The following is a 23,900-nucleotide window of genomic DNA, read 5'->3' as shown; positions in this document are numbered from 1 at the left end:
GGAGGCGCCGGGTTTCCGGGCGGCCCCGGAATTGCGGGTGGCGCGATGGGCGACGAAGTAAGGGTCGGGACGGTCACCGTGACCGTGCTGGTGCTCGTACTCGTTTCCGTCGGCTGGGCGGGAGACACCACTGTGGTCGTTGTCGCGGTACCACCGGGCTGCGAAGTTCCCGTGGGCGTTGGCGTGGCCGTCGCCGTCGTAACGGAAGCGGTGGTCGCGCTCGCCGTGGTCGCGGCGATGACGCCGCAAGCCACCCGCTTGCCCGAATCACCAGTGGCCAGCGTCTCTTGGTCCGGAACCGCTCCGCCACTTTTCTGGGTGTAGCGGTCCGACGGAATGTTGCCGAAGTTGTCGGGATCCTGGTGAATGATCAGTGCGGTTCCCTGGCTATTTCGCAAGTCTGCAGCGGTGAACGCGTCGGTCGTGGTGACCAGTTTCGCCGCGCCGTCGGATCGCACCTCCAGCGACGTCAGATCGCCACTGGAGGGATGGGCGGTGTGACCGGGCACCTGGTAATGGCCCCCGGCGGAAGCGAAGTCCGCGGCCGGCCCTCCGGTGGGGGCAACCGAGTTGGCCTCGCACTTGCCCACCGAGTGGATATGGAACCCGTGGAAGCCGGGGGTCAGAATGTGGGTGGCGACGGTTTCCACGGTCACAGTGGCGTAGCCGTTCGCGAAATCGAAGGTCGCGTTGGCGACCGGGGTCCCGTCGGCGGTTTTCAGCTGCGTTGTCAGCCTCTCAGTGCCGGGCGGCGCGCTCGTGCTCGACGGTGATGTGGGTTGCTGGTTTGATCGGCAAGCGCTCAACAGCGCGGCGGTCGCCGCCAGCAGAGCGACCGCACAGGAGACGGGTTTGAACATGGGGTCGGCGTACCCCGAACTGCCATCATCAAACGAGGCGCTCTGAACCTGTGCTCAGCCCTACTGGGGGAAGTAAATACCGTCGAAATTGGCCGTCCACCCCTGCCGCGTGCATGTCATGGGCAGACCGTCGGGCGACTGCGCCACACCGCGGCTCGCATCGCACGGGGAAGACGCGTTGCGCACACCGATCAACGGCGCCGACTTCGCCCACTTGTTCCTCGCCGTACAGAGCAACGTGTTGCCCGAGGAGTCCAATCCGAACACATATCGGGTTGCCAGCACACAGGTCTCGCCTTCGGAAACGTTGCGACCCACGTACGGAACACAATTCGCGTCGTCACACGGCGGCGACGCGGACGCACCTGCGGCTGCCATCACCGGTGCGGCAATGAGTCCGCAACCCAGTGCAAGTACGGCGATGAGTTTCATGTCCCGTTCCTCCGCTCGGACCGGTGTCTGCGGTCGGCTCTTCTGGATGGTTAGCGTAAGGGTCCGCGTGCTGCAGTAGAACCGTTTGTCGCCAAACCGCAGTAACTCGCCTCTTCAGGGCTATACCGCGGCGGCGAGCGCTTGCAGGGTCTCGGCGGAGGTGTACGTCGGCTGCCAGCCCAGAACGGACTTGGCCTTGCTGGTATCCATCAGGACCGATGTGCGCACGGTGTGCAGCCACTCCAGCGCCGACGGAACGTGGGGCAGTCGCGACATGACGGCCGACGCCGCGGTCGCCGCTTGCCGTGGCACTCGCACGGGGCGGCCGCCCAACGCTTTGGCCACATCCGACACCGACACCACGCCGTCGGCCGCGATGTTGTAGGCCCCCGGCGGCGCAGACGTGGTCGCGGCCAAAGCAATCGCGGTCGCAACGTCGTCGTGGTGCACAAGTTGCAGCGGTATTCCCGGATCGGGCACCGGCGGCTTGAGTACCGGTATCGTGCGCGTGGCCGCGCGCACCAGGCCCGGGAGCCGGTTCCATGGCATCGCGTCGGCGAGGGCGGTCGCCTGGGGCCCTGCGACGATGCACGGCCGAAGGACGAACACCTCCAGCGACGAGCCCTCCGTGATCTCGGCGAGCGCCACCTCGCTGGCGGCCTTCTGCTCGGAGTAGTAGTGCTCCGGTGAGCCGCGCGGCGGTACCTCCTCGGTGATCGGGATGGGATTGTCGGGGTGGTAGCCGTAGGCTGCCACCGATGAGGTGTACACCAGACGCTGCGGGCGCCCGGCGGAGACCGTCGCCTCGAACACGTTGCGTGTGCCGGGCCGGTTGATGCGGGCGCTCTCCTCCCGCGAGCCCATGATGATGAACGCCAGGTGGATCACCACGTCGGCGTCGGCAACCAACTCGTCGACCGCGTCGCGATCCAGCACGTCGCCCCGCTTATACCTGGTCTTCGTCCACCCGTGGGATGCCGGCTCGAAGGGGCGTCGCGCCATCCCAATGATTCGGCCCACCATGGGTTCTCGTTCGAGCGCGGTGACGGCCGGAATTCCGATTTCGCCGGTCGGGCCGGTCACGGCCACCGTCAATGCCACCCCACCATGGTCGCACGCATTTTAACCGGCGAAACCACGTTCAGCCGGGCGGTCTCGCGGGTAAACATCGAAACGGAGGATGGGGAGAGGTAATGAAGCTGATTTCACCGACGGACGCGATTTTCTTGGTGGGCGAATCGCGCGAACATCCGATGCATGTCGGGGCGCTGCAATTGTTCGAACCGCCCGAGGATGCCGGACCCGACTTCATCCGCGAAGCTTATGACGCGATGCTGGGCTGCCAGGATGTTCAGCCGACATTCCGGCGGCGCCCGGCGTCGATCCTCGGACAAATCAGTGACTTTGCATGGACCGAGGACAGCGACGTCGAACTCGACTACCACCTCCGGCGATCCGGCCTGCCCAGGCCAGGGCGTGTTCGCGATCTGCTCGAGTTGGCGTCCCGCTTACACGGTGCCCTGCTTGATCGCCACCGGCCGTTGTGGGAGACCCACCTGGTGGAGGGACTGAACGACGGGCGATTCGCCGTCTACATCAAGTTCCACCACGCGTTGATCGACGGGGTCTCGGCCCAGAAGCTGATGCAGCGAGCGCTGACCCCCGATCCGCACGACACCGAGATCCGCGTGCCGTGGAGCTTGTCGCCGCGCAGCCGCCCGAAGCCGTCGCCCGGATCATCGCTGCTGCGATCCATGACCGGCGCCGTCGAGTCGATTGCGGGACTCGCCCCGTCGACGTTGTCGTTGGCGCGTGCGGCGCTGCTCGAACAGCAGCTCACCCTCCCGTTCCGGGCGCCGCGGACGATGTTCAACGTTCGGATTGGCGGGGCGCGCCGAATCGCGGCGCAGTCGTGGTCGCTGGACCGCATCAGGAGCGTCAAGGGCGCCGCCGGCGCCGGTGTCACCGTCAACGACGTGGTGTTGGCGATGTGCGCCGGAGCGCTGCGCGGCTATTTGATCGAGCAGAACGCGATGCCCGAAACCCCGCTCGTCGCAATGGTTCCGGTGAATCTGCGGAAGGACAGCGACGGCAACGGCGGCGGCAACATGGTCGGCACGCTGCTGTGCAACCTCGGCACCGACATCGAGGATGCCGCGAAACGGCTGGACGTGATCAGCACATCGATGCATGAGAACAAGAAGGTTTTTATGGAGTTGCCGCCCGCCGAGGCGCTGGCGCTGTCGTCGGTGATGATCGGCGGACTGTTCCTGGGGTTGCTGCCCGGATATCTGCCTTCTGGGCCGCCGCCGTTCAACATCGTGATCTCGAACGTTCCCGGCATGCGTGAGCCGATGTACTGGAACGGTGCACGCCTGGACGGCAACTATCCGTTATCGATCGCGCTCGAGGGGCAGGCGCTAAACATCACGATGACCAACAATGCCGGAAACCTCGATTTCGGGCTCGTCGGATGCCGGCGAAGCGTCCCGCATCTGCAGCGGTTGCTCGGTCATATGGAGACTTCACTCAAGGACCTGGAACGCGCGGTCGGCGTGTGACGGCATGCCGAAGCGCAGCGCCGGCCTGCTGCTGTATCGCAGCGTCGGCGACGAAGTCGAGGTGTTGATCGGGCATCCGGGCGGGCCGTTTTGGGGCAGCAAGGACGACGGTGCGTGGTCGGTCCCGAAGGGCGAATACGTCGAGGGCGAAGATCCGTGGCAGGCCGCCCAGCGCGAGTTCGACGAGGAGCTCGGCATGCCGGCGCCGAACGGTGATCCAGTCGAACTCGGCACCATCAAACAGCCGAGCGGCAAGGTGCTGACGGTATTCGCTGTGGGTGCGGACCTCGACATAGCCGAGGCGCGCAGCAACACGTTCGAGCTGGAATGGCCCAAGGGGTCCGGGCGGATCCGCACGTTCCCCGAGATCGACCGGGTCGGGTGGTTTCCCGTCGACCGGGCGCGGACCAAGCTGTTGAAGGGCCAGGTGCCGTTTCTGGACCGGCTGATGCAGCACCTGGCGGCATGACAGCGGTGCCGCTACGGGCAGGTGACGTCGATCTCGAAGGGCTTGTTGACCGGTTGGAGCGGATTCGACATGTTGACGCCGGTTGCGGTTCCGGTGATCTTGTAGGACTTGCCATCCTTGGTGGCCTCGGCGTTGCCCTGGTTAACGCCCGACTGGTAGCCGAGTGCCACGCCGTTGACGTTGCCCAGCACCACGGACCTGACCTGCGGTGGGTCGGCATCGCTCAGCACCGCCGCGATGCCGGTGGTGGCTTCGCCGATCGCGATGTTGACGGCGCCGCCCACCGTGTTGCAGAGGAGGCTGCCGTGGACATTCTGGTCTTGGCCGTCGATGGTGACTTTGGCCGGCGCGGTTCCCGCGGTGGCCGTGCCGCTGGCTGATGCGGTGGGCGCTGTCGTCGTCGACCCGGTCGTCGACTTTTTCTGTCCCCCACAGCCGGCCAAACCGGCAACGACGATGGCCGCGCCACCCACGGCGACCACGAACCCGCGTTTCATCAAGTCCTCTCCTTTGTTGGCGTGGTCCGTCAACGGACGGCGGACCATCCAGAGCAGTATGGTGTGCGCCCCATCAACGGTCTCGCGATTGGCTGAAAAACATGCAAACATTGCGCACGCCCGACGAGCGATTTAGTGACTTGCCTGATTTCCCATATCCGGCAAGGTATTCCGAGTTGCCCGACGATGAGGGTGGCACGCTGCGGATGGCATGGATCGAGGACGGGCCGAAGGATGCCGATCCCGTACTGATGTTGCACGGGGAGCCGTCATGGTCGTTTCTGTACCGGCGCATGATCCCGATCCTGGCGGCAGCCGGCCACCGCGTCATCTGCCCTGACCTGATCGGTTTCGGCCGGTCCGACAAGCCGACACGGCGCCAGGACCACACGTATGCGCGCCACGTCGAGTGGGTGCGTGCGTTGGCATTTGACGTACTGGGTTTGACGCGGGTGACGCTTGTCGGCCAGGACTGGGGCGGCTTGATCGGGTTACGGTTGGCCGCCGAGCAATCCGACCGCTTCGCGAGTTTGGTGGTGGCCAACACGGGCTTGCCGACCGGCGACATTCCGATGCCCGATATCTGGTGGCGATTTCGGGAAGCGATTCAGGACGCGCCGACCATCGACGTGGGCCGGTTCGTGCAGGCCGGTTGCCGCCGCCCGATGAGTGACGCGGTGCGGGCCGGATACGACGCTCCATTTCCCGATGAGTCGTATTGCGCGGCGCCCCGCGCGATGCCCGGGCTGGTCCCGACCACTCGGGACGATCCGGCGGCGGCGGCCAACCGGGCGGCCTGGGCAGCGCTGAAGGAAAGCTCCACGCCGATGCTCGTTGCCTTCAGCGACGGCGACCCGATCACCGGCGCCATGGGACCGATCTTCCAGCGGCAGATGCGCGGCGCGCAGGGTCACGACCACCCGGTCATCCACGATGCCGGCCATTTCCTGCAAGAAGACGCCGGCGAAGAATTGGCCGACCACATCGTGGCCTTCCTCGCCAGGTAACGCCCGGCTACAACGTCAGCAGGCCGCCTTGATCTGAAAGGTTGCGGTGGCCTGTTTGTTGGGGTTGTCGGTGTTGAAGCCGGTCGCGGTGCCGTTGATCGTGTAGGTGTTGCCGGACACCTTGGCATCCGCGTTGCCGGCGAGACCCTGCCAGAAGCTGCCGGTGAAGCCGCCCATGTTGGTTATCTCGACCGACTTGGCGGCCACCCTGTCGCCGCCTTCGATGCTTTCGACGACCGCCGTGACACCGGCCGCCTGGTCGCCGGTCTTGATGGTGAAGTAATGCTGGAGCTGGCCGCAGTCGATGAAATGCGCCGTTCCCGCGTCCTGCCCGTTGATCGTGATGTGTGCGGTCACGGGCGGCAGCGACCCCGGCGGCGGCGGTGGGGACTTCGACGATGACGAGCATCCCGCGACACCGGCGACGACTACCAGCGCGGCCGCGGCCACGAATCGGTCCTGCACTGCGCACCTCGATTCCGTCCAGGCACCCACCCTGCTGCTCGGACAATCTATCGATGCACATGCCGGGTTGGGTCGAAATGGGGGATTGATTGAATACCAGCGTGCCGGATGGTGAGCCGTTCTTCCGTGTCGAGACGCGGCTGCCCGGCCGGCTCGGTCGTACCGGGGTGATCCGCACACCCCACGGGGACGTCCAGACGCCCGCGTTCATCGTCGTCGCCACCCAGGCCACCGTCAAGGCTGTCCTCCCGGAGACCATGAAAAGCCTTGGTGCGCAGGCTGTCCTGGGAAATGCCTACCATTTGTATCTGCAACCGGGCCCCGACATCGTCGAACAGGCGGGTGGTTTGGGTGCATTCATGAACTGGCCGGGCCCGACGTTCACCGACAGCGGCGGTTTCCAGGTGCTCTCGCTGGGGGCCGGGTTTCGCAAGGTGCTGGCGATGGACACGGAGCGGGTGCAGGCCGACGACATCATCGCCGACGGCAAAGAGCGGCTGGCGCGGGTCGACGACGACGGGGTGACGTTCACGTCGCATTTGGACGGCTCCACGCACCGGTTCACTCCAGAGCTGTCGATGCGCATCCAGCATCAGCTCGGTGCCGACATCATCTTCGCGTTCGACGAATTGACGACGTTGGTGAACACGCGCGGCTACCAGGAGCGGTCGGTGCTGCGCACGCAGGAATGGGCGCGGCGCTGCATGACCGAACACCGCAGGCTGTCCGCGCAGCGCGGTGACCAGCAGGCGTTGTTCGGGATCGTGCAGGGGGCTCAATACGAGGACTTGCGACGTCAGGCAGCACGCGGACTGAGAGCGCTTGTCGGAGACGACGGTCGGGGCTTCGACGGCTATGGCATCGGCGGTGCGTTGGAGAAGCAGAACCTGGCGACGATCATCGAGTGGTGCAGCCAGGAGCTGCCCGAGGACAAGCCGCGTCACCTGCTGGGCATCAGCGAGCCCAATGACTTGTTCGACGCGGTCGCCGCGGGCGCCGACACATTCGACTGTGTATCCCCGGCGCGTGTCGCGCGCAACGCCGCGCTGTATTCGAGCACCGGGCGGTACAACGTCACCAACGCGCGATATCGCCGCGACTTCTCGCCCGTCGACCCGGAGTGCGATTGCTATACCTGCGCGCATTACACCCGCGCTTACATTCATCACCTGGTCAAGAGCAAGGAAATCCTGGCCGCCACGCTGTGCACGATCCACAACGAACGGTGGGTGATCCGGCTCGTCGACCAGATCCGCGACGCGATCACCGCCGGCGAGTTCGATGCGCTACGCGACCACGTTCTGGGGCGCTACTACTCGCGGTGACCAGCCGCGATCCGGCGATGGCGCACAATCGGACGATGACCACAACGTCGTCGCCGACCGCTTCCACGTCGTTGCTGTTGCGACTGTTGGAGCCGGCCAATCGCGCCAACCCCTATTCGATCTACCGTGAGTTCCTGGCGCACGGTCCGGTGCAGCTGCCCGGTGCGAACCTGACGGTGTTCTCCTCATTCGCCGATTGCGACGAGGTGCTGCGGCACCCTTCATCGGCCAGCGACCGGCTCAAGTCGACGGTTGCCCAGCGCGCGATCGCGGCGGGTGAGCCGGAGCGGCCCTTTGGCCCGCCCGGTTTTTTGTTCCTCGACCCGCCCGACCACACCCGGCTGCGCAAGCTGGTCAGCAAGGCGTTCTCGCCAAGAGTGGTCAAGGCACTGGAACCGGACATTCGCGCACTGGTCGACTCGTTGCTCGACAAGGTGGCCGCTGCCGGCCGTTTTGATGTCATCGCAGACCTTGCCCATCCGCTGCCGGTGGCCGTCATCTGCCGGCTACTTGGTGTGCCGATCGAGGATGAGCCGAAGTTCAGCCGCGCCTCGGCGCTGCTGGCGCAGTCGCTGGACCCGTTCATCACATTCACCGGCGAGCTGCCCGAAGGCTACGAGGAGCGGATGCAGGCCGGCCTGTGGCTACGCGATTACCTCCACGAGCTGATCGAGCAGCGGCGCGGCAAGCCGGGCGACGATCTGATGTCGGGCCTGATCGAGGTCGAGGAGTCCGGTGATCAGCTGACCGAGGACGAGATCGCCGCGACTTGCAACCTGCTGTTGATCGCCGGTCATGAGACGACGGTGAACCTGATCGCGAACGCGATCCTGGCGATGCTGCGGCAGCCGTCGCAGTGGGCGGCGCTGGGTGACAATGCGCAGCGCGCCTCGCTGGTCGTGGAGGAGACGCTGCGCTACGACCCGCCCGTGCAGTTGATGGGCCGGATCGCCGGCGACGACGTGACGATCGGCGAAACCGCAGTGCCGAAGGGCGACACGATGATGCTGCTGCTGGGCGCGGCGCAGCGCGATCCCGGCGCCAACGAACGCCCCGACGAGTTCGATCCGGATCGAAAGGCGATCCGCCACTTGGCTTTCGGCCACGGTGCACACTTCTGTCTGGGTGCCCCGCTGGCCAGGCTCGAGGCGTCCGTTGCGTTGTCGGCGGTTACCGCCCGGTTCCCGCAGGCACGGATTGACAGCGAGCCGGTCTACAAGCCGAACGTCACGCTGCGCGGCCTGTCGACGCTGGGCGTCAGGGTCTGACGCTTGTTATCGGGCTAGTGCTCACGCTTTTGGCCGGTAAATCCATGGCTCGCGGGGCAGCTGCGACGGTTCGAATTGCGTCAGCAGCTCGTCGAGGTCGCGCGACGGCCAGCCAAGAGACTCGGATATCTGCGCGAGCGCGCGCTCGGCGCCGAGGTCGGCCAGGGTGATCGCACCATCGCGTTTGGCCAACCGCTCGCCCTCGGCATTGAGCACCAGCGGCACGTGACCGTAGATCGGCTCGGGGTAGCCCAGCAGCGTCGTTAAATAGGCCTGCCGCGGTGACGAGGACAGCAGGTCGTCACCGCGCACCACCTGGTCGACGCCCTGGGCCGAATCGTCGACCACGACGGCCAGGTTGTAGGCCGGCACTCCGTCGCCGCGGCGCACGACGAAATCGTCGACCACACCCGTATGGTGGCCATGCACCAGGTCAATGACGGTGTGCTCGGTGACATGCGAGCGCAGCCGCAAGGCGGGCGGCCGGCCGGCCTCGCGGCGACGCGCGTCGCGCTCGTCGGCGGTCAGGTTGCGACAGGTGCCCGGGTAGGCGCCCTGCGGCGCGTGCGGTGCTCGTGGGGCTTGCTGGACATCCCTTCTGCTGCAGAAGCATTCGTAGAGAAGGCCGCGCGCTTCAAGCATCGAGATCGCGGCTTGGTAGCGCTGGGGTTCACGTGTCTGCCAGTGCACCTGGCCGTCCCAGGTCAGCCCGATCGCCGCCAAGTCATCGAGCTGGCGGCGCCCGATCTCTGGACGCGTGCGGTCGTCGAGGTCCTCGATGCGCACCAAGAACGGGCGGCCCGTCGAGCGGGCGAACAACCAGGCCAGCACCGCGGTGCGCAGATTGCCGATGTGCAGGTCGGCGGACGGGCTTGGCGCGAATCTGCCGGCTCCGGTACGCATCGCGCCTGAATCTAGCCGAGGCTATTTGCGTTCCCAGGGAGGCGTCTCGCCCATCTTCTCGTAGTACTTTGCCAGATGACGCTTCACCGGCTCGATATCGTCCTTGGGCAGGTCGATTCCGCCACGGGCGCCGTCCATGATGGCACCTGCCGCCATGACTGCGCGCGGCACCGCCTTGAGCTTGCCGTCGATGACGTCGGCGATGAGCAGCTTGTATGCGGTGAAGTTGTCTTTCTTGTCGCTGTCGTACCACACGTGCGCATTGCGGTATTTCTCGTTGGGTTCTTGCTCAGCACCTGCCCACTTGCGAACCCGTTTCTCGGCGGCGTCACCGTCCCATTGGCGGTCGCGGTCGGCGAGGGGCAGATCCTGAAATGGTGTTACAGCCATGTCATTGGTGTTCCCGCGATCAGCAAGCCGTTAAACGTTTGACACTTAGCTGGTGCTGATGAGCCGGGCGATACCGCGCATCATGGTGCGGCTCGCGGTGTGACGTACCTTCTCGACGGGTGATCGTGACACCTCGCGCTGTGGTGCGCTTGCGAGTCGTGGGAAGAGTGCGAGGGCGTTAGTGCGTTCGATGGCATTGCGGGCCGGCTCATCAAGGCCCGGGTAGGTCTCGAGGCCGGCGGCGAACAGCTTTGCGGCGACGGTCGGCGCGAAGGGCCAGTCGGAGCCGAAGGTGATGTGACCTGGTTTGGCGAAGGCGAGCAGCGTGGGCAGCGCGGCGGCACTCGAGGACAACGCGGTGTCGAAGTAGAAGCTTGCGAAGTCATCGAGGCTATCCGCAACGCTGCGGCCGGTGTCGCCCATGATCGCCACGGCCATGCGATGCGAGGCGTAGGGGACGAACCCGCCGGCGTGGCTGAGGATGAACCGAATGTTCGGGTACTTGCCGCGGATACCGTTGCGCACCAACAGGTATGCCGCGCGGGTGGTGTCGAGCAGGAAGTCGGCGGCGAACGGCGCAACGCCCGGGACCGTTGGTCCGGGCAGATCGGCGGGATGGATGAACACCACCGCCGAACGGGCGTCGAGGGCGGCGAACAGGGCCTGCTGACCGTCCTGGCCGAGGTAGGTGCCGGCGCTGTTGGCGAGCACCACAACACCGTCGGCGTTGAGATCGTCGAGCGCGCGCACCGTCTCGGCGATGGCCTGGTCGATGTGTGGCAGCGGGACGGTGGCGAAGAACCCGAACCGCTCCGGCTGTGACGCCACGAGATCGGCGGTGTAGTCGTTGAGATCGCGGGCCAGCGCCGCCGCGTCGGCCGGACCCGCTAGGAAAGTCGTGCCCGGGGTCGATACCGACAGGATGGCGGTGGCCACGTTCAATTCGGCCATCGTCTGCAGCGACCCCTCCGGACTCCAGTCGGGCAGCGCACGTCCGCCGGGTTCATCAATAGCGGCACCGAGCAACGTTTTTCGATAAAACGGCGGGATCAGATGGTGGTGAGTGTCGATGCGCAACATGAGTGCTCCTAATGGTCGGGGATGCCGGCGCCGGCCGGGGCCGGTCAGGTCTTGCCCGGGCCAAGGCCGGGGACGATGTCGCTAGAACGTAGGGTGAGCGGGTGGTCAAGTTGAGCGTAGGTGCATGATCGGGGGGTCGTAGCGGACCTCCACCACTTTCTCGGGCGAACAGCACTTCCTGCTGCGCAGGGCGGCGCCCGGCGAGTGCCACCGCCCCTACGGCACGCCTCGTGTCCACGAGCACAAAGAATGAACCGATGAAGCTGCCCGTGATGCCGCCAGTCCCGCCGATGCTGGCTAAATCGGTTCCGTCGATTCCACCTAGCGCGTCATACGAGCCGAAGTGGGATGGCTTCCGTTCCATAGTTTTTCGCGACGCTGATGAGGTGGAACTGGGCAGCCGCAACGAGCGCCCGATGACACGCTACTTCCCCGAACTAGTCGAGGCGGCCACGGCCGAGCTGGCCGAACGCTGCGTGATTGACGGTGAGATCGTCATCGCCACCGATCACGGCTTGGACTTCGAAGCCTTGCAACAGCGCATCCACCCGGCGGCGAGCCGGGTGAAGATGCTGGCCGAACAGACGCCGGCCTCTTTCATCGCGTTCGACTTGCTGGCCCTGGGCGACGATGACTACACGGGGCGACCGTTCAGTGAGCGCCGCGCTGCCCTCGTCGATGCGTTGACCGACACAGGCCCGTCATTCCACGTCACGCCGGCGACGACCGAACTGGCGACCGCACGGCGCTGGTTTGAGGAGTTCGAGGGAGCTGGGCTGGACGGCGTGATCGCCAAGCCCCTGACGATCACCTACCAGCCGGACAAGCGCGTGATGTTCAAGATAAAGCACGAGCGGACCGCCGACTGCGTGGTCGCCGGCTACCGCGTGCACAAGTCGGGTGACGACGCCATCGGCTCGCTTCTGCTCGGGCTCTACAAGGACGACGGCACCCTAGCGTCGGTCGGTGTCATCGGCGCGTTCCCGATGGCCGAGCGGCGGCGACTATTCACCGAGCTGCAGCCGTTCGTCACTGGATTCGATCGCCATCCCTGGAACTGGGCCGCCCACGAAGCCGGCGAACGCACGACACGCAGATATGAAGGCTCCCGCTGGAACGCTGGGAAGGATCTTTCGTTCGTTCCGCTCCGGCCCGAACGTGTGGTCGAGGTCCGCTACGACCACATGGAAGGCGAGCGGTTTCGCCACACGGCGCAGTTCAGCCGCTGGCGCCCCGACCGCAATCCCCGCTCATGCACCTACGCCCAACTCGAACACCCAGTCATCTTCAGGCTTGCCGACATCGTTCCCGGCCTCGGCCGAGGTGATTTGCGATGACGAAACGCCAGCCTCCGACAACCTGGGGAGAACATCACCGGCAATCGGTGTGACGTTCTGGTGGTTAGCGCGTTCGCTGAGCGCTTTTCGATCTAGAGTCGCTTCGTCGTTGAACTAGCCGAGGCACCGAGGACAGTCGGGGCTGATTGGCGGAGCGTGAGCGAGGACAGCATGCAGCAGTCAAGATCGCATCTGCCGATTCCAAATGCCGCACGCACGGGTCTGATTACTTACGACGCCAAGGATCCAGACACAACGTATCCTCCGATCGAGCAGATGCGGCCCCCCGCCGGGGCGCCGAACGTGTTGATCGTGCTGCTCGACGACGTCGGCTTCGGCGCCTCGAGCGCGTTCGGCGGCCCGTGTCAGACGCCGACCGCCGGGCGGCTGGCGTCGAGTGGCCTGAAGTACAACCGATTCCACACCACCGCGTTGTGCTCACCGACGCGGCAGGCGTTGCTAACTGGACGCAACCACCATTCGGCCGGGATGGGCGGTATCACCGAAATCGCCACTGGTGCACCGGGATATAACTCGGTGCTGCCCAATACCATGTCGCCGATCGCACGTACCCTCAAACTCAACGGCTACAGCACCGCCCAGTTCGGCAAATGCCACGAAGTGCCGGTATGGGAAACGAGCCCCGTCGGACCCTTCGACGCCTGGCCCACCGGCGGAGGCGGATTCGAATACTTCTACGGATTCATCGGCGGCGAGGCCAACCAGTGGTACCCCACCCTCTACGAGGGCACCACACCGGTCGAGGTGACCCGTACGCCCGAAGAGGGTTACCACTTCATGGAAGACATGACCGACAAGGCCATCGACTGGATCGGGCAGCAGAAAGCCTTGGCCCCCGACAAGCCGTTTTTCGTCTACTTCGCCCCCGGCGCCACCCACGCGCCCCACCACGTCCCGCGGGAGTGGGCCGATAAGTACAAGGGCAAGTTCGACGCGGGCTGGGATCAGCTGCGCGAGGAAACCTTCGCCCGGCAGAAGGAACTCGGCGTCATCCCGCCAGACTGCGAACTCACCGCCCGCCACGCCGAGATCCCGGCGTGGGATGAGATGCCCGAGGAGCTGAAGCCCGTGCTGCGCCGCCAGATGGAGGTCTATGCCGGTTTCTTGGAGTACACGGATCACCATGTCGGCCGGCTGATCGACAGCGTGGAGCGGCTCGGGCTTCTCGACGACACGCTGGTCTTCTACATCATCGGCGACAACGGCGCCTCGGCCGAGGGCACGCTCAACGGCACCTTCAACGAGATGCTGCCGTTCAACGGCATGGAAGCAATCGAGACCCCGCAGTTCATGATCGAGCGGCTGGATCAGTTCGGCGGACCGCAGTCCTACAACCACTACGCCGTCGGCTGGGCCCACGCCATGGACACCCCGTATCAGTGGACCAAGCAAATCGCCTCGCACTGGGGCGGGACCCGCAACGGCACCATCGTGCACTGGCCCAAGGCGATCACGGCCAAAGGCGAGATGCGCTGGCAGTTCCACCATGTCATCGACGTCGCGCCGACACTTCTCGAGGCGGCCGGGCTGCCCGAGCCGCTGTTCGTCAACGGTGTGCAGCAGCACCCCATCGAAGGGGTCAGCATGCTGTATTCGTTCAACGACGGCCAGGCGCCGGACCGGCACGAAACCCAGTACTTCGAGATGCTGGGTAACCGCGGCATCTACCACAAGGGCTGGACCGCGGTGACCAAGCACGGCACGCCGTGGCAGCTCTTGGGCCAGCAGAAACCGGCGTTCGACGACGACGTGTGGGAGCTCTACGACACCACCACGGACTGGTCCCAGGCCAAGGATCTGTCCAAGGAGATGCCCGAAAAACTGCATGAGCTGCAACGGCTTTGGTTGATTGAGGCCACCCGCTACAACGTGCTGCCGCTGAACGACGACACCGCCAGTAGGATGAATCCCGACGTCGCCGGCAGGCCAGTACTCATCAAGGGCAACACCCAACTGCTGTTCGGCCGCATGGGACGCCTGTCGGAAAACTGCATGCTCAACATCAAGAACAAATCGCATTCGGTGACCGCTTCGATCGAGGTGCCCGACAGCGGTGCCGAAGGGGTGATTATCGCTCAGGGCGCCAACATCGGCGGGTGGAGCCTCTACGCCAAGGACGGCAAGCTCAAATACTGCTACAACCTGGGCGGCATCAAGCACTTCTACGCCGAATCCGCCGACCCGCTACCGCTCGGCGCGCACCAGGTCCGTATGGAATTCGCCTACGCCGGCGGCGGAATGGGCAAAGGCGGTACCGTCACCCTCTACACCGACGGCCAGAAGGTCGGCGAGGGAAAGGTCGAAGCGACACTGGCGATAGTCTTCTCCGCCGACGATGGCTGCGACGTCGGCCAAGACTCGGGCGCACCCGTCTCACCCGACTACGCCGCTGGAAACAACGCCTTCAACGGCCGAGTCAAAGGCGTCCAACTCGCCATTGCCGAGGCAGCCGAAGCCGAGGGACACACCGTCAGACCCGAGGACGCCGTGCGCATCGCAATGGCACGCCAATAGCTCGTGATAATCACAGTCGGTCGGGCTGGCAAAGGGGAGTTTGAGATGAAGAAGCTGGCAACAGGGCCCTGGCTTAAAACGCACAAGTTGGAAGGGCGTCATGGCCGATCAACCGTTGGACACATCAACTCGACTCGCCGTGGAACGTACACGCCTGGCGCTCGAACGCACCCTGATGGCGTGGATTCGCACCAGCACGTCGCTGATCGCTTTTGGCTTCACCATCTTCAAGTTTTTCCAGTATCTGGCGACGGAGGAGCATCGTCCCCGCCCCATCGTCAGTCCCTGGGTCGTCGGAATGCTCATGATTGTCATCGGGCTTACTGCGCTGGCGCTGGCCTGGTTTCAGCATCGCCAGGAGATGAAGGCACTTCGGGCACAAGTTACACACACACCGTACTCACTGGCCGGCGTCATAGCCGGGCTGATCGCCGCTCTCGGATTGTGCGCACTCGTCGCAGTGGCCTGGCGGATGTAACCCGCATCGATGACTCGTCGCTCGGCTCGAATGTAGACGACCGACGAGCGGCGATGAGTTTTGTGCGATGTAGCAGGTCTACATCAACGTGACGACACTGCTGCAGGATGGATGACGTGGACTTGCCCGCACTGCCGCCGATCGAACCGATGCTGGCCAAGGCTCAGGCCAAGGTCCCGACCGAGGCGGGGATGTGGTCCTATGAGCCGAAGTGGGACGGGTTTCGGGCGCTGGTGTTTCGCGACGGCGACGAGCTGGTGCTCCAGTCTCGCAGCGGCAAGGAGCTCGGCCGCTATTTTCCGGAGCTGATCGAGTCGCTGCGCGACGAGCTGGTGGGGCGCTGCGTGCTCGACGGCGAGGTCGTGGTGCCGCGTGAAATCGGGGGACGGATCCGGCTGGACTGGGAATCGCTGAGCCAACGCATCCACCCGGCGGCGAGCCGGGTGAAGATGCTGGCCGAGCAGACGCCCGCGCATTTCATCGGTTTCGACGCGCTGGCCAGCGGTACCGCATCGTTGATGGGCGAGCCGTTCCGGGTCCGTCGGCAGGCGCTGTCGGAGTCGATCACCGAAAAGCAGTGGTGCCATGTCACCCGCACGACCGAGGATCCCGAACTCGGGGCACACTGGCTGACGACGTTCGAGGGCGCGGGTCTGGACGGGGTGATCGCCAAGCGACTCGACGGCAGCTATGTGCCCGGTAGGCGGGAAATGGTCAAGGTCAAGCATGCCCGCGATGCGGACTGTGTGGCGATCGGCTACCGGATTCACAAGAGCGGCGAGGGCGTCGGCTCGATCCTGCTCGGCCTGTACCGCGACGACGGCGAACTTCAGATGGTCGGCGGCGCGGCCTCGTTCACCGCCAAGGACCGGCTAAAGCTGCTGGCCGACCTCGAGCCGCTACGCAAGGGCGACCAACTCGTGTACGACGGAGAGCCCAGCCGATGGAACTCCGCCGCCGACAAGCGCTGGATCCCGGTGCGACCGGAGAAGGTCGCCGAGGTGGCCTACGACCAGATGGAAGGCAACACCGTGCACGGCCAGCGGTTCCGGCATGCCGTGCACTTCGTGCGCTGGCGCCCGGACCGGGATCCGCGCAGCTGCACGTTCGATCAGCTCGACGTCCCGCTGAACTACGACCTGTACGACGTGCTGGAGTCCTGAATTGGCAACGACTGCAGAAGAACTCGACGTCGACGGTGTCGTCGTCCGGCTGACGAACCCGGACAAGGTCTACTTCCCGAAGCTCGGATCGGGCGGCACGAAGCGCAAGCTGGCCGAATACTACATGGCTGTTGCCGGCGGCCCCATGCTGACCGCGCTGCGCGATCGGCCCACGCACCTGCAGCGGTTTCCGGACGGCATCGACGGCGAGGAGATCTACCAGAAGCGGGTGCCGCAGCACCACCCCGACTACCTGGAGACGTGCCGGGTTACTTTCCCCTCGGGCCGCACTGCCGACGCGCTGAAGGTCACGCATGCGTCGGCGATCGTGTGGGCGGCACAAATGGGGGCGATCACGCTGCACCCCTGGCAGGTGCGCTGTCCAGACACCGAGCACCCCGACGAACTGCGGATCGACCTGGACCCGCAGCCCGGCACCGGGTTCGAGCAGGCCAGCTCAATCGCCGTCGACGTGCTCAAGCCGCTGCTCGACGAGCTTGGGCTGATCGGCTACCCGAAGACGTCCGGCGGCCGCGGAGTGCACGTGTATCTGCGCATCAAGACCGACTGGGATTTCATCGCGGTGCGCCGTGCGGGCCTCGCGCTGGCTCGCGAAATCGAACGGCGGGCACCGAAGTTGGTGACGACGTCGTGGTGGAAGGAAGAGCGCGGCGAGCGGGTATTCATCGACTACAACCAGAATGCCCGTGACCGCACGTTCGCGTCGGCCTACTCGGTGCGGCGCACCGCAATCGCGACGGTGTCGACTCCGCTGGCGTGGAACGAGCTGGCGCACGCCGACCCGGACGACTACACGATGGCGACCGTGCCCGACCTGGTGCGGCGGCGCGGCGATGCGATGGCCGGCCTTGACTCGGTCGCGCAGTCCATCGAGCCGTTGCTGGAGATGGTCAGGGCCGACGAAGAACGCGGGCTTGGCGATCTGCCCTACCCCCCGAATTACCCGAAAATGCCCGGCGAGCCGCCTCGCGTGCAGCCGAGCAAGAAAGTCGCGGCGAACTGGGATGATGAGGGAAACAGGGTCTGACCCGGCCTTGACCGTGGCCACCGGACGAGCGAAAGATCACATCGGTCCGTCGCATCCCGCCGGGGCCACAGGAGGAGCCGTGATTGGTGTCAACGTCACGTTCCAGTACCAGGATTCGTTCGACCGCGCGCGAGTGATCGGCGTTGCCGACAATGCTCGGGCGACGTTCGAAGGCATGCCAGGCCTTCGCTTCAAGTTCTTCACACTGGACGAGTCCGCCCGACGGGCGACCAACTTCTACGTCTGGGATTCGAAAGAGGCGGCGGTTGAGTTCTTCTCCGACGGGCTTCGTCAGCGGGTGACCGACCTATACGGCGTCGCACCCACCATCGAGTACGTTGAAATCGCGCAGATCGTCGATAACTCTGGCCCATAGAACCCGGATCGCCCTCCCTCGACCGGCATCACAGGCCGAGTTCAATCGTGATCGGCATCGCTTGTCGGGGCGCTGTGCGCGAACGGCCGCCAACGATTTTCGGGTTGGGCAAGACGATCCGCGATGACATACAGGGTGCCCAGGTGGTGGCCGTAGCCGAGGTGGCTGCTGCGCACTTCAATGTTTTCGGTTAGCGGCGCGGGCAAGCTGGTACAGCACTGCCACGCGACGATTCCGTCGGATTTGCTATAGATACACGTCGTCGGCACGGCCAGTGGTTGCTCCCGTCTGATGCGTGCGGCCGTGGAAACAACATCGGTCGCGTCCGAACCGCGGTTGAGCAGCGACCACAGCCGCCATGCGGTGCTGGCCCGGTGATTGCCCCGAAATGGAGAGCCGAGCGTGATTACGAAGCGGACATCGTTTGGGTACGCGCGGGCCAGTTCGCGTGCGTAGATGCCGCCGGCACTCCAGCCGATCAGGCTGACCCGCTGTCCGCCATAGCGTTCCCGGAGCTGGCAAAGGCGCGCCGGCAGGTCCTCCTTGAAGGTGGGCCGGTATCCCAGATTGGTGCCCAAACCCCAGTCGTGCGCGCGGTATCCGAGACGGCGCAGCACGTCGCGCAGGAAGCGAGTGGACGGCGGGCCAGCCAGGAAACCCGGCATAACCAGCACCGGGTGTCCGTCGCCGTGCGGCCATCTCTCGATTAGGTCGCCGGACTGCCGCGCGACCATGTACTCCACCGCGGTGCGCCATTCCCACAACCGCAACAAGTGCCCGGGCGGAGCGGCGCCGGCGGCGTCGGGTATGTCGTCTTGTGATTCGAGTGCGTCAGGAAGCCGAAACATCGAGCATGTCCTTCTTCTACTCGGCGTTCTACTCGGCGACGACCGAGTTTCTGGGCGTCTGCCATGTTGCCTTATCGGCAGGCCGGCGCAAGCCGCGATGCGATCGGAGTGGCCAGCGGCAGGAACTATTTAGCCGCTGGCGTCTTGGGGCAACGGCAGCGCCCGCATCTGCGCCCAGCGTTGGCCGGACCTATCATTGAGTCGCACTGTTACGGCGAGCCGCAGCGTACAAGCAGTAGGGAATCAACCCGGTGCGGGCAACGGCCCGTCGAGTTCGGGGTTGATGGGGCGATGAGTTCGCGAGACGACACCTCCGCAGCCGTCCGGCGGGCACGGGAGCAGTTCCTGTCCGCGGGGCGGCTTGACGACGCCACACCTCGTCCCGACGTGCTGGACTCATGGCGTCGATCGTCGGCCTTGGGCGTCCACCCCGACCGGTTCGACCTGCCATTCGTCCGCGACCCCGATTGCGACTCGCCGCTATCAGTCGCGGCCACGCCCGTCCTCCGGCGGGTCGCCGACGACCTGACGGCGCACGCGGTGAGCGTCATCCTCACGTCGGCCGATGGCCTGGTACTGCAACGGCTGGCCTCGGAGCCGAGCATTAACAAAGCGTTAGACACGGTGCGACTGGCGCCCGGCTACAGCTATGCCGAGGAGTTCGTCGGCACCAACGGAATCGGCACCGCGCTGGAGACCGGACGGCCCACGTTCATCCGCGGCGACGAGCACTATGTCGGGACGCTGGGTGGGCTCGCATGCGCAGGGTCACCGATTCGCGATCCGGTAACGGGAAAGCTCATCGGCGTCCTCGATCTCACGTGCTGGGCCCGCCAGTCCGATCCGTTGCTGTTCGCGCTGGCCAAAAGTGCGAGTGGCCAGATCGAGGACCGGTTGAGCGCGCTGGCGCGCAAGAGCGAGACGGCTCTCTTGGAGGCGTTTCGGGAGCACGCCCGACTGTTCCCATTGGGCGTACTGGCGATCGGGGCCGACGTTGTGCTGATGAACCGCCACCTGCGCGAGACACTCGAGGCCAACGACCAGATCGCGCTTGTGGAACACGCGTCGGATCTGCTCCCATCCCGTGTGGCCCGGCCTGCCCTGGCCGTTCTGCCGAGCGGAAAAACCGTCAAGATCACCGCCGTTGAGCGGGCGGCGAGCCGCGGCGGCACCGCCCACGCCGTGTTCCATGTTCACCTCGCCGCCGATGCGACCGCTCACCAGCTCGGGACCGGCCAGCCGTGGCAGCGGCTGGTCGAGACGGGCCAGGACGCCCTTGGCGTTCTTGCCGAGCTACAGGCCTCGTTGCGGCGGGTGGCGACGCTGGTCGCACAAGGGGTCGACCCGTCGGAAGTGTTCTCGACGGTGGCGGGGGAGTTGGCCCGGTGCCTGGATGTGTACCACTCCGCTCTGGTCCGCTACGAGCCCGACGGGACAGCGGCTCTAGTGGCGGGCCGCCACGTGCCCGGCTTGACGAAGATGCCGGTCGGTTTGCGCTTTTCACCCGCGAACGAGACCGTCGCGACGAGGGTGTTCCGTACCGGCCGCGCCGCGCGGATGGACGCTCACGACAATGCGCCCGGTCCCGCCGTCGCGCACATCGTTACTGTGGGAATCTGCTCTGCGGTCGGAGCGCCGATCATCGTCGACGGCCGCCTGTGGGGCGCCGCGATCGTCGGCTCGACGCGGCCCGAACCCCTGCCCCCGGACACCGAGGCGCGCGTCAGGGACTTCGCAGACCTCGTTGCGACGGCGATCGCCAACGCCGAGACCCGCGCCCAACTAACCGCGTCGCGGGCCCGGCTCGTCACAGCCGCCGATGACGCTCGCCGCCGTGTCGAACGTGACCTCCACGACGGTGCCCAACAACGGCTGGTATCGCTTGGGCTCGAACTGCGCGCCGCAGAGGCGCAGGTGCCGCCCGAACTGCACCCGCTCAAGGAGCAGATTTCTCACATAGCGACGGGTTTGGCCGGTATCTCCGAGGAACTGCACGAGATCTCGCGGGGGCTCCAACCCGCGATCCTGTCAAAGGGACTGGGCCCAGCACTCAACACGCTGGCCCGACGTTCGGCCGTGCCGGTCCAGCTCGCCCTTGGCGTTGGCCGACCGGTGCCGGAGTCAGCCGAAGTGGCCGCCTACTACGTCATTGCAGAAGCATTGACCAATGCGGCTAAACACGCACGAGCTTCCAATGTGGACGTGCGCGTGGACACCGAGGGTGCGCAGCTTCGTATTCTCGTTCGAGACGACGGAATCGGCGGCGCGGACGCACGCAAGGGATCCGGACTCACCGGCCTCCTCGATCGCGTCGAGGCCAATGGCGGCCAGATGAGAATCTCGAGTCCCGCCGGGCGCGGGACATCACTGCACGTCACGATCCCAATCGGGAGTGGGCTCGACAACGACGACGGGTGAGGCAGCGAGCCCGGTGCGCGCTGAAGCCGGGGAAATGCGGAACCAAGGGTCTGCGAGTATGGACGGCGTGACCACCGCGATTGTGGTGATGCTGACGCTGCTGGGCATCGGCATTGTGATCGATCGGCTTCTTTGGCTCAGGAAATGGCTGAAGAACTCACCTCCGAGCCGAGAAGATCGCGAACCTCCTGCCGGAAAATTGTGATGCGAGGCGCTGTTAGCCCCGCGGCGTGACGCCGCGGGGGGTGAGCGGCAGCACGGGGGAGGCCGTCGTCCCCGGTCAGCCGACGGGGCCGGTTGCCAAGGTGATGTCGGCGGTGTGTTGCTGACCGGATTGATCCCGCCAAGACACGTTGACACCGGCGCCGGGATGGTGTTGGTCGAGCAGGTCGGTCAGCGCGGTATCGGAGCTCACGGCATTGCCGTCGAATCCGGTGATCACATCGCCCGGCACGATCCCGGCTTGACCTGCCGGGGAGCCCGGCAGCACTTGTCGCACCGGTACGCCGGCTTGGCCCGCAGAAGTGCCGACGCCGACGCCGAGCATTGCCGTGTCGCCGATGTGCACCGACCCGGACGAAGCACCCGACTCAATCTGCGAAGCGATCGACAGGGCGGTGTCGATCGGAATCGCGAAACCCTGCGCGCCGCCACGGCCCGAGAGTCGATATGTCGGGGACGCGGCGGTGTCGATGCCGATCACCTGCCCGCTGTTGTCCACCAACGGTCCGCCGGAGTCGCCCGCGCGGATGTTGGCGTTCGTCTGGATCATGCCGTGCAGTTGCTCGGCCGCGGCAAGGTCATCGGCGGCGACGATGGTCTGGCCGAGATTCGTCACCGTACCCCGCGCGTCGCTTAGTCCCTGCCCACCGGCGTTGCCGATGGCCAGGACCGGATCTCCCACCGCGACGTTCGACGATTTGCCGATCGGCGCGGTCGGCAGGCCGGTCGCGCCTTGCAGCTGCAACACGGCGATGTCATGCGTGCGGTCGTAACCCACAACGGTTGCCGGATAGGTCGCACCGGTGCCGACGTTGGTCGCGGTGATCTGTGTGGCGCCTTCGACGACATGGTTGTTGGTGAGCACCTCGCCGTTGGGGCTGAGGACAATGCCGGTGCCGGCGCCGACCGCACCCTGGTAACTCAGGCCGGTATTGATAAGTACAAGGCCCGGATCGATCTGAGCCGCGACCGTTGACGCATTCATCGCCGCGGCGCGTGCCTGGCTGATCGGCTGGAGCCCGTTCAGGCCATAGGCAGACTTATGCCAAGCCGGCGTCAGCAGCGCGACGAGGGCCACTACCGCAGCCATGACAAAGGACCACCACGGTGCTCGTTGGCGCATCTGGAGCCTCCCTTCGACGTTCTACTTCAACCAACGTCTGGCTCCGTGAGTTTCTTGCCGCGGTGGAGCTGGGAAGTCACTTAGAGGCCGCTGAGCCCCGCGTCACAAGGTTGATCGCATTAGAACCCGAGGTGGTTATCCAGGCCGGTGTTCTGGTGCGCTGTCTCGTGGATCGAGTTGTCGTGCACCGAGCTATCGAGCGATGTGCTGTTGTGCACCGAGCTTTCGAACAGCGAGCTGTGCGTCGAGTTGTCATGCACGGAGTTGTCGACCGTCGACGTGTGGACTGAGGTCGTGCTGTTGTCCACGCCGCTGGTGTTGTCGGTGCCGTGGATGTCGGTAATGGTCTGGTTGCCATGCACATTGGTGGTATTGCCGTCCGAAATCGACGTGGTCCCGTGGCCGGACGTCTGGATCACCGTGCCATCGTGCGAGCTCAGGACGTCACCGCCCGCGGTGGTGTTGCCCTGACTGATCGAGTTGCCGTCGCCGACGGTCACGCTCGATCCTGAACCGGCGTGAATGTTGCCGTTATTCACCGTGTTTCCGTTGCCGAGCACCGCGCCGTCACCGCTCACGATGTCGCCGCGGTTGTTGTCGCCGGTCACCACCGCATTGCCGCTGGCCTCGGTGTGGCTGCCACCGAGGGTGATGTCGCCGAAGCCGAGGTTGACGGCGCCGTTTTGGGCGTTGGCGCCCGCCTGCTGGTCCGGGCTCAAAAAGCTGTTGCCGCTTGCCAAGTCGGTGGTGGGGGAGAAACCGGTGTCCCACGACGGCTGGGTGTCGAATCCCGATCCGTACCCGTAGTAACTGGACACCGCCTGCTGCAGGCCGGCGACCGGGTCACCGCCGCCATTGAGCGCCAAGCTCGGGACGGCGGTCGCCGCTACCGACTGCAATTGCGCCGACGTGACATCGGAAAAGCCGGCGTTGGCAAGTGCTTGATTCGGATCGGAAACGAAAGCCCGCGCTTGCGTCTCGTCGCGGAACAAGTCGAGGAGGTAATCAATCAGGTTGACCATGAAGCGGAAAGGTAACCACGTTTCCTGCGAGCTGGCCGAGACAAAACGTAGGGAATGCTGAAAGCCGCAGGGC

The 23,900-nt window shown here is 65.4% G+C and carries 24 protein-coding genes and 1 pseudogene; 13 read left to right on the top strand and 12 right to left on the bottom strand.

Going from position 1 to position 23,900, the window contains the following annotated elements:
- The 3 genes from sodC to VE759_RS14360 all read right to left on the bottom strand — a co-directional run.
- Nucleotides 1–860 (bottom strand): superoxide dismutase[Cu-Zn] (gene sodC, locus VE759_RS14370; protein ID WP_324933503.1); only part of this gene is annotated, 860 nt, incomplete at its 3' end.
- 60 nt (nt 861–920) lie between these two features.
- Complete coding sequence (locus VE759_RS14365) at nt 921–1,292, bottom strand: hypothetical protein (protein ID WP_324933501.1); 372 nt, start codon at nt 1,290–1,292, stop codon at nt 921–923.
- A gap of 120 nt (nt 1,293–1,412) precedes the next feature.
- Nucleotides 1,413–2,393 carry an NAD-dependent epimerase/dehydratase family protein gene (locus VE759_RS14360; RefSeq protein ID WP_324933498.1) on the bottom strand — a complete coding sequence of 327 codons (981 nt, stop codon included), beginning with the start codon at nt 2,391–2,393 and terminating at the stop codon, nt 1,413–1,415.
- Between the two features lie 92 nt (nt 2,394–2,485).
- Between VE759_RS14360 and VE759_RS14355 the strand changes: the two genes are divergently transcribed.
- On the top strand, nt 2,486–3,853 hold the full coding sequence (locus VE759_RS14355) for a wax ester/triacylglycerol synthase family O-acyltransferase (RefSeq protein WP_324933495.1): 1,368 nt from the start codon (nt 2,486–2,488) through the stop codon (nt 3,851–3,853).
- 4 nt (nt 3,854–3,857) lie between these two features.
- A complete protein-coding gene (locus tag VE759_RS14350; RefSeq protein ID WP_324933492.1) occupies nt 3,858–4,322 on the top strand; it encodes an NUDIX domain-containing protein in 465 nt (154 codons plus the stop codon).
- Nucleotides 4,323–4,333: 11 nt separating this feature from the next.
- Here VE759_RS14350 and VE759_RS14345 read toward each other — a convergent pair whose 3' ends face one another.
- Nucleotides 4,334–4,819, bottom strand: a complete 486-nt coding sequence (locus VE759_RS14345; protein WP_324933490.1) for a lipoprotein LpqH — start codon at nt 4,817–4,819, stop codon at nt 4,334–4,336.
- A 101-nt stretch (nt 4,820–4,920) separates the two neighbouring features.
- On the opposite strand from VE759_RS14345, the gene VE759_RS14340 reads away from it, so the two are divergent.
- Nucleotides 4,921–5,826: a haloalkane dehalogenase gene (locus VE759_RS14340; protein WP_324933487.1), complete on the top strand. Its 906-nt coding sequence runs from the start codon at nt 4,921–4,923 to the stop codon at nt 5,824–5,826.
- Between the two features lie 15 nt (nt 5,827–5,841).
- Here VE759_RS14340 and VE759_RS14335 read toward each other — a convergent pair whose 3' ends face one another.
- A complete protein-coding gene (locus VE759_RS14335) occupies nt 5,842–6,291 on the bottom strand; it encodes a lipoprotein LpqH (RefSeq protein ID WP_324933484.1) in 450 nt (149 codons plus the stop codon).
- A 101-nt stretch (nt 6,292–6,392) separates the two neighbouring features.
- Here VE759_RS14335 and tgt point away from each other — a divergent pair, with 101 nt between their 5' ends.
- Entirely contained in the window at nt 6,393–7,616 is a 1,224-nt protein-coding gene (gene tgt / locus VE759_RS14330; RefSeq protein ID WP_324933482.1) for a tRNA guanosine(34) transglycosylase Tgt, read from the top strand.
- A 35-nt stretch (nt 7,617–7,651) separates the two neighbouring features.
- A complete protein-coding gene (locus tag VE759_RS14325) occupies nt 7,652–8,884 on the top strand; it encodes a cytochrome P450 (RefSeq protein ID WP_324933478.1) in 1,233 nt (410 codons plus the stop codon).
- A 21-nt stretch (nt 8,885–8,905) separates the two neighbouring features.
- On the opposite strand, the gene gluQRS is transcribed toward VE759_RS14325, so the two are convergent.
- From gluQRS to VE759_RS22935, 4 genes and pseudogenes are all read right to left on the bottom strand, one after another.
- A complete protein-coding gene (gene gluQRS, locus VE759_RS14320) occupies nt 8,906–9,787 on the bottom strand; it encodes a tRNA glutamyl-Q(34) synthetase GluQRS (protein WP_324933476.1) in 882 nt (293 codons plus the stop codon).
- A gap of 21 nt (nt 9,788–9,808) precedes the next feature.
- Nucleotides 9,809–10,177, bottom strand: coding sequence for a hypothetical protein (locus tag VE759_RS14315; protein WP_324933474.1), 369 nt, complete (start codon nt 10,175–10,177; stop codon nt 9,809–9,811).
- A 45-nt stretch (nt 10,178–10,222) separates the two neighbouring features.
- Nucleotides 10,223–11,257: an amidohydrolase family protein gene (locus tag VE759_RS14310; protein ID WP_324933471.1), complete on the bottom strand. Its 1,035-nt coding sequence runs from the start codon at nt 11,255–11,257 to the stop codon at nt 10,223–10,225.
- Between the two features lie 44 nt (nt 11,258–11,301).
- Nucleotides 11,302–11,409: pseudogene (locus VE759_RS22935) on the bottom strand (hypothetical protein); the annotation flags it as partial.
- 105 nt (nt 11,410–11,514) lie between these two features.
- On the opposite strand from VE759_RS22935, the gene VE759_RS14305 reads away from it, so the two are divergent.
- The 6 genes from VE759_RS14305 (at nt 11,515) to VE759_RS14280 (ending at nt 18,194) form a co-directional block, all read left to right on the top strand.
- Entirely contained in the window at nt 11,515–12,594 is a 1,080-nt protein-coding gene (locus VE759_RS14305) for an ATP-dependent DNA ligase (RefSeq protein ID WP_324933469.1), read from the top strand.
- A gap of 171 nt (nt 12,595–12,765) precedes the next feature.
- Nucleotides 12,766–15,129: an arylsulfatase gene (locus VE759_RS14300; protein WP_324933466.1), complete on the top strand. Its 2,364-nt coding sequence runs from the start codon at nt 12,766–12,768 to the stop codon at nt 15,127–15,129.
- Between the two features lie 100 nt (nt 15,130–15,229).
- Nucleotides 15,230–15,607, top strand: coding sequence for a DUF202 domain-containing protein (locus VE759_RS14295; protein WP_324933464.1), 378 nt, complete (start codon nt 15,230–15,232; stop codon nt 15,605–15,607).
- Between the two features lie 107 nt (nt 15,608–15,714).
- Entirely contained in the window at nt 15,715–16,770 is a 1,056-nt protein-coding gene (locus tag VE759_RS14290) for an ATP-dependent DNA ligase (protein ID WP_324933461.1), read from the top strand.
- Nucleotide 16,771: 1 nt separating this feature from the next.
- Nucleotides 16,772–17,818, top strand: a complete 1,047-nt coding sequence (gene ligD / locus VE759_RS14285; protein ID WP_324933458.1) for a non-homologous end-joining DNA ligase — start codon at nt 16,772–16,774, stop codon at nt 17,816–17,818.
- Between the two features lie 13 nt (nt 17,819–17,831).
- Nucleotides 17,832–18,194 (top strand): hypothetical protein, encoded by a 363-nt coding sequence (locus VE759_RS14280; RefSeq protein WP_324933512.1) that lies wholly within the window; start codon nt 17,832–17,834, stop codon nt 18,192–18,194.
- A gap of 41 nt (nt 18,195–18,235) precedes the next feature.
- Here the strand turns inward: VE759_RS14280 and VE759_RS14275 are convergent, their stop codons facing one another.
- Nucleotides 18,236–19,042: an alpha/beta hydrolase gene (locus VE759_RS14275; RefSeq protein WP_324933455.1), complete on the bottom strand. Its 807-nt coding sequence runs from the start codon at nt 19,040–19,042 to the stop codon at nt 18,236–18,238.
- 291 nt (nt 19,043–19,333) lie between these two features.
- Between VE759_RS14275 and VE759_RS14270 the strand changes: the two genes are divergently transcribed.
- On the top strand, nt 19,334–21,460 hold the full coding sequence (locus VE759_RS14270) for a GAF domain-containing protein (RefSeq protein WP_324933451.1): 2,127 nt from the start codon (nt 19,334–19,336) through the stop codon (nt 21,458–21,460).
- 67 nt (nt 21,461–21,527) lie between these two features.
- Nucleotides 21,528–21,665, top strand: coding sequence for a hypothetical protein (locus VE759_RS14265; RefSeq protein WP_324933515.1), 138 nt, complete (start codon nt 21,528–21,530; stop codon nt 21,663–21,665).
- A 75-nt stretch (nt 21,666–21,740) separates the two neighbouring features.
- Here the strand turns inward: VE759_RS14265 and VE759_RS14260 are convergent, their stop codons facing one another.
- Together VE759_RS14260 and VE759_RS14255 are read right to left on the bottom strand one after the other, a co-directional pair.
- Entirely contained in the window at nt 21,741–22,805 is a 1,065-nt protein-coding gene (locus VE759_RS14260) for a S1C family serine protease (RefSeq protein WP_324933448.1), read from the bottom strand.
- A 119-nt stretch (nt 22,806–22,924) separates the two neighbouring features.
- Nucleotides 22,925–23,827, bottom strand: coding sequence for an IniB N-terminal domain-containing protein (locus VE759_RS14255; protein ID WP_324933446.1), 903 nt, complete (start codon nt 23,825–23,827; stop codon nt 22,925–22,927).
- Nucleotides 23,828–23,900 lie beyond the last annotated feature (73 nt).

Source organism: Mycobacterium sp. (assembly GCF_035640695.1).
Classification (GTDB): Bacteria; Actinomycetota; Actinomycetes; order Mycobacteriales; family Mycobacteriaceae; genus Mycobacterium.
Note: the sequence above shows the minus strand (reverse complement) of the source record. Positions and strands in the feature narration are given on the sequence as shown.

Excerpts from the sequence above, each read along its gene's own strand:
- VE759_RS14365 (WP_324933501.1), bottom strand. The coding sequence starts at position 1,292 with ATGAAACTCATCGCCGTACTTGCACTGGGTTGCGGACTCATTGCCGCA.
- VE759_RS14355 (WP_324933495.1), top strand. The coding sequence starts at position 2,486 with ATGAAGCTGATTTCACCGACGGACGCGATTTTCTTGGTGGGCGAATCG.
- VE759_RS14350 (WP_324933492.1), top strand. The coding sequence starts at position 3,858 with ATGCCGAAGCGCAGCGCCGGCCTGCTGCTGTATCGCAGCGTCGGCGAC.
- VE759_RS14345 (WP_324933490.1), bottom strand. The coding sequence starts at position 4,819 with ATGAAACGCGGGTTCGTGGTCGCCGTGGGTGGCGCGGCCATCGTCGTT.
- VE759_RS14340 (WP_324933487.1), top strand. The coding sequence starts at position 4,921 with ATGCAAACATTGCGCACGCCCGACGAGCGATTTAGTGACTTGCCTGAT.
- VE759_RS14325 (WP_324933478.1), top strand. The coding sequence starts at position 7,652 with ATGACCACAACGTCGTCGCCGACCGCTTCCACGTCGTTGCTGTTGCGA.
- gluQRS (WP_324933476.1), bottom strand. The coding sequence starts at position 9,787 with ATGCGTACCGGAGCCGGCAGATTCGCGCCAAGCCCGTCCGCCGACCTG.
- VE759_RS14315 (WP_324933474.1), bottom strand. The coding sequence starts at position 10,177 with ATGGCTGTAACACCATTTCAGGATCTGCCCCTCGCCGACCGCGACCGC.
- VE759_RS14310 (WP_324933471.1), bottom strand. The coding sequence starts at position 11,257 with ATGTTGCGCATCGACACTCACCACCATCTGATCCCGCCGTTTTATCGA.
- VE759_RS14305 (WP_324933469.1), top strand. The coding sequence starts at position 11,515 with ATGAAGCTGCCCGTGATGCCGCCAGTCCCGCCGATGCTGGCTAAATCG.
- VE759_RS14300 (WP_324933466.1), top strand. The coding sequence starts at position 12,766 with ATGCAGCAGTCAAGATCGCATCTGCCGATTCCAAATGCCGCACGCACG.
- VE759_RS14295 (WP_324933464.1), top strand. The coding sequence starts at position 15,230 with ATGGCCGATCAACCGTTGGACACATCAACTCGACTCGCCGTGGAACGT.
- VE759_RS14290 (WP_324933461.1), top strand. The coding sequence starts at position 15,715 with ATGGATGACGTGGACTTGCCCGCACTGCCGCCGATCGAACCGATGCTG.
- VE759_RS14275 (WP_324933455.1), bottom strand. The coding sequence starts at position 19,042 with ATGTTTCGGCTTCCTGACGCACTCGAATCACAAGACGACATACCCGAC.
- VE759_RS14270 (WP_324933451.1), top strand. The coding sequence starts at position 19,334 with ATGAGTTCGCGAGACGACACCTCCGCAGCCGTCCGGCGGGCACGGGAG.
- VE759_RS14260 (WP_324933448.1), bottom strand. The coding sequence starts at position 22,805 with ATGCGCCAACGAGCACCGTGGTGGTCCTTTGTCATGGCTGCGGTAGTG.
- VE759_RS14255 (WP_324933446.1), bottom strand. The coding sequence starts at position 23,827 with ATGGTCAACCTGATTGATTACCTCCTCGACTTGTTCCGCGACGAGACG.